This window comes from Ensifer sp. Root558, assembly GCF_001427045.1.
In the GTDB taxonomy this organism is placed as follows: domain Bacteria; phylum Pseudomonadota; class Alphaproteobacteria; order Rhizobiales; family Rhizobiaceae; genus Ensifer; species Ensifer adhaerens.
Genome location: NZ_LMGC01000009.1, coordinates 1 through 12,131, shown reverse-complemented (window position 1 = coordinate 12,131; position 12,131 = coordinate 1). Strand labels below are relative to the sequence as shown.

Below are 12,131 nucleotides of genomic sequence, written 5' to 3'. Positions count from 1 at the left end.
AACCTCAGAGTTTGCCGGGATCGATTTTGACCACCAGGGCTCGGCTGCCAGCAAGCGCGGCCGAGTTCTTGAAAAAAATCATGGGCCTCCCTTGATACCGGAAAACCGAGCTCCTATCTGCCGCCTAACCCGCTGGTCCGGGCCCCTCTGGCGAGAGCTTCGGCACTCTTGCGATGTCGGACCTTATTCCGACAGCATGTGCCGATTGGGGACCCGTCTGTGGACTTTTCCTTCATGTCTGTAGTGTGGCTGGGAACGCCACTGTGGCTGTGGGCGAGCTTTTTCGCCCTCGTGATCGCTATCCTGTCGTTCGACCTTGGTATTCTCCATAAGGAGAACAAGGAGATCAACGTTGCCGAAAGCGTCAAGCTTTCCGCCTTCTATATCGCCCTCGGCCTGAGCTTCGGCGGCTTCGTCTGGTGGTATCTCGGTGCCGAGTCCGGCCTTGCCTATATGACCGGCTTCGTCGTCGAAAAGACCCTGGCGCTCGACAACGTCTTCGTCATCGCCCTCATCTTCTCCTTCTTCGCCGTCCCGCGCATCTACCAGCACCGCGTGCTCTTCTGGGGTATCCTTGGCGTTATCGTGCTGCGCGCGATCATGATCGGCGTCGGCGCGACGCTCGTCGCCGAATTCTCCTGGGTTCTCTATATTTTCGCTGCGTTCCTGGTCTTTACCGGCATCAAGATGCTGGTGATGAAGGAGGCCGAGCCCAACGTTTCGGACAACGCGCTCGTGCGCTTCATGCGCAGCCGTTTCAACGTCACCGAGGAACATCACGGCGAGCGCTTCTTCGTGAAGCTCGTCAACCCGAAGACCGGCAAGATGACCTGGTTCATCACGCCCCTTTTCATGGCGCTGGTCATGGTCGAGGTGGCCGACGTGATCTTCGCCGTCGACTCGGTTCCCGCGATCTTCGCGATCACCACGGACCCGTTCATCGTCTACACCTCGAACATCTTCGCTATCCTCGGCCTGCGCGCCCTCTACTTCGCGCTCGCTGCCATGATCCATCGCTTCCGCTACCTGAAGCCGGCGCTGGCCGTCGTCCTGATCTTCATCGGTTCGAAGATCTTCGTCGCCGATCTCCTGGGGCTAGAGAAGTTCCCCGCGGCCCTGTCGCTCGGTGTCACCTTCGCGATCATCGCTTCGGGTGTTGTCTGGAGCCTGGTCAAGACCAAGGAAGAGCAACTGCCGGCATAACGCCCGGGCTCATCCGACCGTGACGAGAAACGCGGCGGCCTTCGAAAGGGGGCCGCCGCGATCTTTTTGGCCTTGCCGAGCGTGGGGTTGACCCTCGCCCGGACGACCCGTCGGGTCGAGCCGTCCGGGCGAGGCATCACCCGATGATCGCCTTCGGTTCGAGGAAGGCGTCGAGGCCGAAGGGACCGAATTCGCGGCCGATGCCGGATTGCTTGAACCCGCCGAAGGGCGCTTGAGCGTCGGCCGGGGTTTCGTTGATCACCACGCGCCCCGCCTCCAATTGTCGGGCGATGCTGCGCATACGTTCGGCGTCGGTGCCAAGAACGTAGGACTGCAATCCGTATTCCGTGTCGTTGGCAATCGCGATCGCTTCCGCTTCCGTTTCGTAGGAAAGAACGCTGAGCACGGGGCCGAAGACTTCCTCGCGCGCAATCCGCATGTCGTTGGTCACACCGGAAAAGACGGTCGGGCGGACGAACCATCCCCGTTGCAGCCCTTCCGGCCGGCCTTCGCCGCCGACAAGAAGCGTCGCACCCTCTTCCTGCCCCAGGCGGATATAGGCCTGGACACGCTCCCACTGCCGGGCGCTCACCATCGGGCCGATGTCGGAGGCCGGATCGCTCGAAGGTCCGGGTCGCAGCGCGGAAACGGCGTGCGCAAGGCGCGATATCACCTCCGTATGTCTTCGCTTCGGAACAAGAAGCCGGGTTCCGGCGATGCAGGCCTGCCCGCTGTTGCGGAAGGCCGATGCCAGAACATGCGGGATCGCCCGGTCGAGGTCCGCGTCATCGAGCAGGATCTGCGGCCCTTTTCCGCCCAGTTCGAGCGTCACGCGCTTGAAGCTTTCCGCTGCATTGCGCAGGATCTCCCGACCGGTCGTGGTGGAGCCAGTGAAGGTGATCTTGGCGATGTCGGGATGCCGGCTGAGTTCCGCGCCGACCACGTGGCCGTAGCCGTTGACGACATTGAGGACGCCATCGGGCAGTCGCGCTTCGTGCAAGACTTCGAGCAGCACCTGGGTCTGGATAGCGCTCATCTCCGACGGCTTGATCACGATGGTCGTGCCGGCCGCGATCGCCGTGGCGAGTTTGGTGCAGATGAAGCCGATGTTGCTGTTCCAGGGTGTGATTGCCGCGGCCACGCCCACGGGTTCCATCACCACCTCCGCATTGCCGATACGACGGGTAAAGGCGTAGTCGGCCACGGTCCTTGCCGCGACGTCGAACACGTTCGCGGCGTGCGGCACGGAGAATGCGAGGAACGACTGCGGCGCGCCGTATTCGATGGTCATGGCCGCACGAAGCGCATCGGCGTTGGCGGCGACAGCCTTCGCCAGCGTTTGCAGCATGGCGATGCGTTCGGCCGGTGTCGTTTGCCGCATGGCCGGGAAGGCCCGTTTCGCGGCAGCAATGGCCGCGTGCGCATCCCGATTGTCGCCCAGCCGGACCTCGCCGATCTTTTCCTCCGTGGCGGGATTGAAAAGCGCGAAGCGCTCGTCGCCGTGAGGCGCAACGAAAGCGCCATCGACATATATCTGCTCAATGATCTTCATCGTCCGATTTCCTGTTGCGATGAAAAGGATATGCATCGGAACGATCGTCAGGATAAGATCATCAATCACAGACACTCTGATGAGGAAAATAGCGCAATGAAGGCGAGCCTGTCCGAACTGGAGGCGGTGGCGGCAATCGCGCGGCTCGGCGGCTTTCGGGCCGCTGCCCGGGAACTCGGGGTTTCGTCCTCGTCGTTGAGCCATGCGGTCCTGGCGCTGGAGGCGCGCCTCAATGTGCGCCTGTTCAACCGCACGACGCGATCGGTGGCGCTGACGACGGCAGGCGAGGCTTTCGTTGCCGAGATCCTGCCGGCTCTTGCCGCCATCGACGGCGCCGTCGAGCGGGCGACGGAGTCTCAGGCACGACCGAGCGGCATGCTGCGGCTCAACACCTCCCCGGGAGCGGCGAAGATGGTTTTGCGGCCGCTACTGATCGAGTATCTGAGGCGATATCCAGAGATGGCGCTGGAGGTTGCGACCGACAATGCGCTGGTGGATATCGTAGCGCTCGGTTTCGACGCCGGGTTTCGTCTCGCCGAGGCGGTTCCTCCGGATATGGTCGCCGTTCCGGTCGTGCCTCAGTCGAGCATGATCGTCGTGGGTTCGCCGGACTATTTTCGCGAAAGAGCGGTGCCGCTGCTGCCGGGCGATCTGAGGCAGCACGCCTGCATCCGGGCGCGCATGGCAAGCGGCAGGATCTATCACTGGGAGTTTTCCCGGCGCGGGGAAAGCGTCGAAATCGATGCGCCGGGACCGCTCATCCTCGACGACAGCGAACTCATGCTTCAGGCGGCTCTCGGCGGGGTGGGACTGGCCTATCTCTCCGATCATCACGTCCGCGACGACGTCGAGGCCGGGCGTCTGGTTCCGGTGCTGGAAGAGTGGACGCCGCCCTACGATGGGCTATGTCTCTATTTTCCTGGCCGCCGGCACGTACCGGCGAAATTGCGTGCCCTGATCGATCTGGTCCGGGAACTGCGTTCCGGCGGCCCCCGCGCGCCCGCTCACACCCCGCATTCGCCAGCCTTGAAATTTTAACATGAGTATTACAGACAAGTTTATTTCTGCGTGCTAAGAGACACGGCGCTCGATTGGTCCCTTGGCCATAGATCGCCTCTCGGCAGGGGTGCGCACGCCGCGCCAAATCGAAATTATATGATCGGATCAGACACAGTGGTCGACATCGATACGCGCCATCAGGTCTATTTCGCCAACCGTACTGCCCTGGTCGCCTATGCCACGCGGATCGTCGGATCGCGGGAAACGGCCGAAGATATCGTGCAGGAGGCCTTCATTCGATTTGCGCCGGCAAACACCGGCAATCCGCCTTCTGCCGGACCGTCCGGGCTTTCGCTCGCGTATCTCTACAAGATCGTCCGCAACCTGTCCCTCGACCTCTTGAAGCGCCGCAAGATCGAAGCGCGGGAAGAGCAGAGCGAGCCGCCGTTCTGGTCGATGCCGATCGAGGTGCCGACGCCCGAGGACATCATTCTCGTCAGCGACGAAATCAGACGCATCTCCGGCATTCTCGAAGACCTTCCCGAGGAAGTGCGGGTCGCGCTCGAGATGCACCGTTTCGGCGGCTACACCCTCGAAGAGATCGCCGCCCATCTCGACATCTCCGTCGCGACGGCGCACCGCCACGTGCGCGCCGCCATGATGCGGGTTGCGACAACGCTTGCGGGTGGGGCCTCCTAGAATTTCAGGGGTCCCCGTGTGAAAAAAAATCGGGTGCTGGTCGTCTTTATGACAGAGCGAAAGTACCACGGAAGCGTCCCGCTTCCCGGTGACGCCGCTTGACGGGGTTGGGGGCTACAGAAACAAAGTGCTAGGGCGTCGAACATCCAAGCGGCAGGCAGGGCTTTGACCAAGGACAACCACATATCGGAGGCGCTGCTCGAAGAGGCCATGGATTGGTTCCTCGAGTTGAAGGCGCGCCCGAACTGTCGCGACACGCAAGCCCGGTTCCGCGCCTGGCTGGGCCAGTCGGAATTGCATGGCCAAGCCTGGCAGACGGCGTTGCGGACCTGGCAGCTGCTCGGTGAGGTGCCGCCGGTGCACGAGCATCTATGGCGTGGGGCAAGGCCGTCCGTTTTCGTCGAGCCACCGGTCCGCCAACGTCGCCGGATGGGAACGGGCGGCTTGGTCGCCGGCGTGGCGCTGGCGCTTGCTGCCTGCCTCGTCCTCTTCGTCTCCCTGCCGTCGCTTCTCGTGTGGTGGCAGGCCGATCACGTGACCGAGACGGCGCAAAACAGGACGATTACGCTTGCGGACGGGACGATCATCGAAATGGGCGGCGGCAGCGCCATCGCCACCGACATCAGCGCCGGCACCCGCCATGTCAGGCTGCTGAAGGGCGAAGCCTATTTCAACGTCGCCCGCGATCCCTCGCGTCCCTTTGTCGTTGAGGCGGGTGGCGTCGAGGTGTCCGTGCTGGGGACTGCGTTTGATGTGCAGCTGGCGAGCACGGAGACGACCGTCGAGCTGGCGCACGGCACGGTGGCCGTCTCCTATAGTGCAAACGCGCACAAGCAGAATTTCGAACTGGCCCCGGGAGAAATGGCGACGGTGAGCCATGCGACCGGCGCAGTCTTGCGAAGCGCGATCGCGGCGGATGATATCGGCGCCTGGCGAAGCGGCAGGATGTTCGTCAATGATGTCACGGTCGCCGCTGCCGCCGAGCGGCTGCAGCGCTACCATTCTGCCTGGATTTCCATTCCGCAGCCGGATCTGGCAGGGCGGCGTGTAACCGGCGTCTACGATCTGAAGGATCCGGATCGGGCGCTCCAGGCGCTGGTGCAGCCTTTCGGCGGCAAGGTACGCGAGGTGACCCCCTATGGCCGCATCCTGACGCGGTTTTAATTGGAGTAAAAAAATCAGGAAAAAATCGCGCGCCGGTGAAAAAAAATCCGGGGCCGGTCGTCTTTGGTTGGAAACGCGCGCCCGCAAGGCCGCGTGGAATGCCGAGACGGGGGTAAAATGCGTTCGCCGAAATGCCGCAAGGGACATCTGAAATTCGATACGGGACGTCGCCGTGAAAGACGGCGCCTGCTGACGACGACGGCGATCGCCGCGTTTTCCTCGCTCGCGCTGATGCCCGTTTCCACGGCCTCCGCCCAGCAGACCACGTCGCGCGTCAGCAACGCCCGCAGCTTCGACATCCCGTCGCAGCCGCTTTCCACCGCGCTCAACGCCTTCGGGCGGCAGTCCGGCCTGCAGGTGACCCTGGCGGCTTCCACCTCGCAGGGGCTTCGCTCGGCGACGGTCAGCGGAACGATGACGGCGGACCAGGCGCTTGCCCGGCTTTTGTCGGGCACCGGCATTTCCTACAGGATATCGGGCGGCACCGCGCTGGTCGGCTCGGCCGTGTCGGCGGGTGGCAGCGCTGCTGTCGCTGCGGACGGAGCAACGGTCCTCGATCCGATTTCGGCCTTCGGTGCCGGGCCGCTCGGCGCCGGCGAGATCGTCATCTCGTCGGAAGACCTGAAGCGCAAGAACCCCGCCAACATTGCCGACGTGTTTTCCGGCGAGCCCGGCATTTCGGTCGGCAGCTCGTTGCCGATGTCGCAGAAGGTCTACGTCCACGGCATCGAGGAAACCAGCCTCGCTGTCACGATGGATGGCGGCCGACAGAACAACAAGGTCTTCCACCACAACGGCACCAACCTCATTGACCCCGGCCTGCTGAAGGCCGTCAACGTCGATGCCGGCGTTGCGCCGGCCGATGCCGGTCCCGGGGCGCTTGCCGGCGCGATCGCTTACGAGACGATCGACGCGCGCGATCTGCTCGATGGCGACGGCTTCGGCGGCTTTGTCACGTCGAGCTACAATTTCAACAGCGACACGGTGACGACCGGGATCTCCGCATACGGCATGCGCGACGGGCTCGAGTTCCTCGGCTACTTCAATTTCGGCAACGGCAACGATTTCACCGCCGGCAATGGGCAGGACGTGGAAGGCACCTCGACAGACGTGTTGAGCGGGCTTGGCAAGCTTGCCTACGAGTTCGACAGCGGCGACCGTTTCGAGATCAGCCACGACCGCATTCGCGACGACGCGCCGCGTCCGTTTCGCGCTAATATCGGCTTTATCGACGGACGCCCACCATGGGAGCCGCGCGTGCGCGACTACATGCTCGACCGGCAGAACACGGTGTTTACCTATACCGACAGCACGCCGGAGGGCTGGTGGGATCCAACGCTGATGCTCGCCTACTCCAGGACGGAGGTCGAAATTCCGATCATCCTGCCGCCGCGCCTCAACATTCCGCCCTATCCCGCCACCGGCACCACGAGCAGCTTCAACGGCAAGTTCGAGAACAAGTTCTCGTTCGACATGGGTAACGTCATTGCCGGCGTTGACTTTTATGACGACAAGGCTGACCTCGACGACATGTTCGATGCCAGCACCGAGAAGGCGCGCAATGTCGGCATCTATGCCCAGGCCCGGCTCGAGCCCTGGGAGAGAACGCGCCTCTCCTTCGGTGCGCGCGGCGACACGCAGCAGTTTACCGGGACGACGGGAGAAGAGTGGAACAATTCGGGCCTCAGCGGCAACGTCTCGGGCGAGTACGACCTCATCGAGGACCTGCTGACCGCCAAGGCGGGCTATTCGCACGTCTGGGCAGGCATTCCGCTCGCCGAAAACTTCATCATGAATCCCAACTGGAACTATGGCAGCGGTCCGAAGCCGGTGACGGCGGACAACTATATCCTGGGCCTGGAGGCGAACTACAACGACTTCACCGTCGAGGGCAGCGTCTTCCAAACCGATATCGATGACGCGCGCACGCCGCGTTATGCGGTCACGCGCGGGATCGAAGCGCATGACGTCCGCTCGCGCGGCTTCGAGATCGGCGCCGGCTACAGCTGGGGCGATGGTTTTTTCAAGGTGAAATACGCCAATATCGACGTGGAGATCGACGGCAAGCCTGCCGATTCTGATCTCGGCACCTATCTGGCCGCGCCGGCCGGCCAGATCATCACGCTGCAAGCGGTCCACACGCTGACGGACTGGGGCGTCACTTTCGGGGCCGACGCGGAAATTGCGCTCGACTACGACGACGTTGCCGACGGCAGCAAGCCCTTCGAGGGCTACCAAGTCTTCAACGCCTTTGTCGAATACGTGCCGCCGGAGCGGCCGAACCTGTCGCTGCGCGCCGAACTGAAGAACATTTTCGACGAAACCTATTCGGATCGGGCGACCTACGGTCAGGAGTTCGGAACGGTGACGCCACTCTACGAGCCGGGCCGTTCCTTCATCCTGACCGCCAAGGCGACTTTCTAGGGCGTCCGCGACCGCAACGGCCGCCGCCTCCAGGTGGCCGTTGCCTCAACAAGCGGAGGCGGCCACCCAAGCGCCGCCCACGCAAGCGAAAGCCGAAACGGGAGTTCCAGATGCAAGAAGCCACCACCCATTTTGCGACGGAAGACGGCCAGAAATACCTGACGCAGCTCTGCAAGCATTTCGCCCACAAGGTCGACGTCGAACAGGAGGGCCCGCGCGCCGAGCTCAGGTTTTCCTGCGGCACCGGCTACCTCCATGCCACATCAGAAGGCTTGAGCATCCGCGCCCGCTCACCCGATGACGCCAACCTTGCGGACACGAAATCGGTGATCGAAAGCCATCTTCTGCGCTTCGCGTTCCGGGAAGAGCCCGATCCGCTTGCCTGGCAGCCCGCCGGCTAAGCGAACCGCTCGCAAGCTAGTTCCGACAAGAAAATTCAATGTGTTGGTCGAAAGCGCCCAACGCAATTGCGCGGCTATGCGTGTCGCGTGCCGAGGATCAGGATGCAATCGTCTAGGCAAATAGCAGAAATCGCCACCTTTCAAAGCTTCGCAAACTGCTACCTGCGCGAAGTCAATCCGGGCATCCGGGCCATGCATCGCGCCGCAGGCGGCGCCGTCGACTGCGTGGAATGGTCTCTGCCCAGGCAGCAGATGATCCTGCGCGCCGAGGTGACATCGCCGTCGCTCTGCGGCCCACACCATTTCGGCAGGGTCTGGGGCAGGGGCGTGTCCGACGCCACCTGGCGCCATATCGAACTGATTTCGGCGCTCCATATCCTGGTGCACGAATGCTACCGCCAGGTCGACGAGGCCAAGGCCGACGTTTTGCGCGGCTTCGAGCTCGAACTCTTGATGCGCGTGCTCGAAAGTTACCAGCAAACGGCACTCTATATCGACAGGGCCGCGCCGGAGCCGGCGGACGGCGGTCATTTCATCGAAGCGGAGCAGTCGCTCGTCTTTGGCCATTGGCAGCACCCGACGCCGAAGAGCCGCCAGGGCATGACCTATTGGCAGCAGGAGAGCTACGCGCCGGAACTGCGCGGCCAGTTCAAACTGCACTACTTCGCGGCAAAACGCGGCGATATCAGGCACGATTGCGCGCGCGCGGTTGCAGCGCCCGAGATCGTGCGGTCCCTCGTCGGGTCGGATGCTAACGGCATCGCGCTCGGAGACGACGAGTATCTGTTGCCGATGCATCCGCTTCAGGCTGAAGCCCTGCTGCTTGATCCCGATATCCGCGGCATGCTGGGGGACGGGCGGCTGCGGCATCTCGGCCCCGCCGGCCCGGCCTTTACCGCGACCTCGTCGGTGCGCACGGTTTACGGCGCCGATGCCGGCTGGATGCTTAAATTTTCCCTGCCCGTGCGCATCACCAACTCTGTGCGTCTCAATCGTCGTCAGGAGCTCGAAGCGGGTGTCGCAATGGCGAAGCTGATTGACCGGATCGGTTTTGCCGAACGCTCGCGAAACTTCCGCATCATTCAAGACCCCGCCTATATCACGCTCGAGCTGCCCGGACGCAGCGAGAGCGGCTTTGAAGTCATCCTGCGGGAGAACCCATTTGCGGACGGCGGTGGGCGGGGCGTCGTCACCGTCGCGGCCCTGACGGCCGATCCGCTACCGGGGCAGGTTTCGCGCCTCGAACGGCTGGTTCGGACGGTCGCCGCCCGTACGGGCGAGAGCCTGCTCGATGCGACGCACCTCTGGTTTCGCCGGTATCTCGATTGCGCCGTCGAGCCGCTGATCCGCCTCTATGACGATTATGGTATAGCGCTCGAAGCCCACCAGCAAAACAGCCTGCTGGACGTCGGCACCGGCTATCCGTCCGTCAGCTACTATCGGGACAATCAGGGCTTCTATCTCTCGGAGCGGTACCGCAGCCTGATTGCCGGCCATGTGCCCGAGACGCAAACGATCGCGTCCCTCTATTTTGCCGAGAGCGAGATTCGGGATCGCTTCGCCTATTACCTGATCGTCAATCAGGTCTTCTCGGTGATAAGCCGCATGGGCCATGACGGGCTCTGCGATGAGAGCCTGCTCCTGCGCGAACTGCGCGGGCATCTCGAGCGCTATGCCAGCCGAATGAGTGGCGCCGGGCGTGACTTTGCCCGTCACGTGCTCGACCTGCCGACGATCGTCTCCAAGGCCAACCTGACGACGCGTCTCTACGACGTCGACGAACTGCAATCCAGCAACGCGCCGTCCCTTTATCGCCCCGTGCCGAACCCGCTGAGGGCGCCGGCTGTTCTGACTGCGCCGAGGACCGACCATGCCATTGCCTCTTGATCTCAAGGGCCGCCCGGACGAGCGGGTGCTTCGCCAGCTCGTTGCCGCGCTGCTGTTCGAAGGTATCGTTGAGGCCAGCGAGCACACGGACGGGGATGTCACCACCTTCCACTGGTCGATCGGCGGCCGGCAGTTCCGCTGCCACGGCGCCATCGGCCCCTTTGGCCGGCTCCGGCTGGCTGCCGGATCGGTAGAGATGCGCGATGATGCGGACGGCTGGGTCGTGCCGCCGCTGGCGCAGCTGGTATCCGTCCTGCCGGGCAGCGGACCGACGCGCGGAAAGCTGCTCAACGAACTCACGCAGACGATCGCCTTCAGCGCCTGGAACGAGCGTCAGGTACCGGCGCGGCTGCGCCGCGCTTTGTCATTTGCGGAGTTGGAGGGAGCGCTTGAGGAGGGCCATCCCTATCATCCCTGCTACAAGGCGCGTACCGGCTTTTCCGTCGCCGACCATGCAGCCTATGGGCCCGAAATGGGAGGAGCGTTCCAGCTCGTCTGGCTTCTGGTGGCGCGCAAGCATCTTCGCTGCGCGATCCCCGGTGACGAGGATGCCTTCTGGGAAGCGGAACTGGGGGAGGAAACCTGGTCCGAACTCCGGGCGAAGCGGCAAGAGCGCGGTGTTTCGCCTGATGCGTTCGGTCTCGTACCGCTGCATCCCTGGCAATGGCGCGAACTCCGTGAGAGACAGCTTTCTGGCTGGATCGCCGCGGGCGAAGCCCTTTGCCTCGGCCCGGCGGGGGACCGATACACGGCGACGCAGTCGGTCCGATCCCTGTTGAACCGGGACCGACCGTTGGCCGCGAGCGTCAAGCTGCCGCTCAACATCGTCAACACCTCGTCGCGCCGTACCCTTGAGCCGCATTCGGTCTGCACGGCGCCGGTGATCTCGCGCTGGATCGCCGAGATGGTTGCCGGAGATCCGGCCTTTCGCGACCGCTATCCGCTCACCGTCCTGCAGGAATATGCCGGCATCATAGCCGACAGGGACGGCCCTTTGGCCGGACAGGTCGCAGCCATCTGGCGCGAGAACGCGGAAGCGACGCTTGGCTCCGGCGAGGCCGTCATTCCCTTCAACGCGCTGATGATGGTCGAAGCGGACGGGCGTGCCTTCGCCGACGACTGGATCCAGCGCTTCGGCTTGATGCCCTGGATCAACCGCCTGATTGAAGTCGCGGTCCTGCCTGTCTGGCACCTGCTGGTGCACCATGGGCTTGCGGTAGAAGCGCACGGGCAGAACATGCTGCTCGTCCATCGCGATGGCTGGCCGGCCCGGCTGATCCTGCGCGATTTTCACGAGAGCATCGAGTTTTCGCCGGGCTTTCTGCGCGCGCCGGAAAAGGCGCCGGATTTCCTGTCGCTCGAGCCGATCTACCGGGAGGCGGAGCCCGACCAGTTCTATTGGACGGACAACCTGGATTCGCTGCGCGAATTGGTGATGGACACGCTGTTCGTCTACAATTTGAGTGAGATCTCCCACCTTCTCGACCACTGCTACAACCTGCCGGAAACGCTCTTCTGGCAGCGCGTTCAAACCGTGCTTGCCGCCTACGAGGCGGAGCACGGCGCGACGGAGCGGCTGGCGCAGCTCGGCTGCGACCAACCCCGCATCCTGACCGAATCCCTGATGACGAGGAAGCTGCTCGCGCTCAAGCCGGAATACCACCACGAGGTGGCAAACGCCTTGGCCGCAAGGATGCTTCAACGAAGGAGGTGGCATGAAAGAGACCGCGTCCGCTGAGAGAACGGATCACTGAGATGCAGGTGATGATTGAGGGACAGCCACGCTTCCGGCCTTTCGGCTT

9 protein-coding genes are annotated in these 12,131 nt (G+C 63.3%); 8 read left to right on the top strand and 1 reads right to left on the bottom strand.

Features of this window, described 5'->3' with window-relative positions:
- The first annotated feature begins 219 nt into the window (after window positions 1-219).
- Entirely contained in the window at window positions 220-1,203 is a 984-nt protein-coding gene (locus ASD63_RS11275) for a TerC family protein (RefSeq protein WP_034787640.1), read from the top strand.
- A 136-nt stretch (window positions 1,204-1,339) separates the two neighbouring features.
- Here the strand turns inward: ASD63_RS11275 and ASD63_RS11270 are convergent, their stop codons facing one another.
- Window positions 1,340-2,755: an aldehyde dehydrogenase family protein gene (locus tag ASD63_RS11270; protein ID WP_060517859.1), complete on the bottom strand. Its 1,416-nt coding sequence runs from the start codon at window positions 2,753-2,755 to the stop codon at window positions 1,340-1,342.
- Window positions 2,756-2,851: 96 nt separating this feature from the next.
- Between ASD63_RS11270 and ASD63_RS11265 the strand changes: the two genes are divergently transcribed.
- From ASD63_RS11265 to ASD63_RS11235, 7 genes are all read left to right on the top strand, one after another.
- Entirely contained in the window at window positions 2,852-3,793 is a 942-nt protein-coding gene (locus tag ASD63_RS11265; protein ID WP_060529293.1) for a LysR family transcriptional regulator, read from the top strand.
- A gap of 117 nt (window positions 3,794-3,910) precedes the next feature.
- Window positions 3,911-4,453: a sigma-70 family RNA polymerase sigma factor gene (locus ASD63_RS11260; RefSeq protein WP_034787638.1), complete on the top strand. Its 543-nt coding sequence runs from the start codon at window positions 3,911-3,913 to the stop codon at window positions 4,451-4,453.
- A gap of 165 nt (window positions 4,454-4,618) precedes the next feature.
- Window positions 4,619-5,617: a FecR family protein gene (locus tag ASD63_RS11255; RefSeq protein WP_051659105.1), complete on the top strand. Its 999-nt coding sequence runs from the start codon at window positions 4,619-4,621 to the stop codon at window positions 5,615-5,617.
- A gap of 117 nt (window positions 5,618-5,734) precedes the next feature.
- Window positions 5,735-8,041, top strand: a complete 2,307-nt coding sequence (locus tag ASD63_RS11250; RefSeq protein WP_082566290.1) for a TonB-dependent receptor — start codon at window positions 5,735-5,737, stop codon at window positions 8,039-8,041.
- A gap of 110 nt (window positions 8,042-8,151) precedes the next feature.
- Window positions 8,152-8,442 (top strand): DUF2218 domain-containing protein, encoded by a 291-nt coding sequence (locus ASD63_RS11245; RefSeq protein ID WP_034787636.1) that lies wholly within the window; start codon window positions 8,152-8,154, stop codon window positions 8,440-8,442.
- Between the two features lie 102 nt (window positions 8,443-8,544).
- The gene (locus ASD63_RS11240; RefSeq protein ID WP_060529292.1) at window positions 8,545-10,329 is read left to right on the top strand and encodes an IucA/IucC family protein; all 1,785 of its coding nucleotides are present in this window, start codon (window positions 8,545-8,547) and stop codon (window positions 10,327-10,329) included.
- Complete coding sequence (locus ASD63_RS11235; protein WP_060529291.1) at window positions 10,313-12,067, top strand: IucA/IucC family protein; 1,755 nt, start codon at window positions 10,313-10,315, stop codon at window positions 12,065-12,067. The genes ASD63_RS11240 and ASD63_RS11235 overlap by 17 nt, the downstream gene beginning before the upstream one ends.
- The last annotated feature ends 64 nt before the right edge of the window (window positions 12,068-12,131 follow it).

Excerpts from the sequence above, each read along its gene's own strand:
- ASD63_RS11265 (WP_060529293.1), top strand. The coding sequence starts at position 2,852 with ATGAAGGCGAGCCTGTCCGAACTGGAGGCGGTGGCGGCAATCGCGCGG.
- ASD63_RS11260 (WP_034787638.1), top strand. The coding sequence starts at position 3,911 with ATGATCGGATCAGACACAGTGGTCGACATCGATACGCGCCATCAGGTC.
- ASD63_RS11235 (WP_060529291.1), top strand. The coding sequence starts at position 10,313 with ATGCCATTGCCTCTTGATCTCAAGGGCCGCCCGGACGAGCGGGTGCTT.
- ASD63_RS11270 (WP_060517859.1), bottom strand. The coding sequence starts at position 2,755 with ATGAAGATCATTGAGCAGATATATGTCGATGGCGCTTTCGTTGCGCCT.
- ASD63_RS11250 (WP_082566290.1), top strand. The coding sequence starts at position 5,735 with ATGCGTTCGCCGAAATGCCGCAAGGGACATCTGAAATTCGATACGGGA.
- ASD63_RS11245 (WP_034787636.1), top strand. The coding sequence starts at position 8,152 with ATGCAAGAAGCCACCACCCATTTTGCGACGGAAGACGGCCAGAAATAC.
- ASD63_RS11240 (WP_060529292.1), top strand. The coding sequence starts at position 8,545 with ATGCAATCGTCTAGGCAAATAGCAGAAATCGCCACCTTTCAAAGCTTC.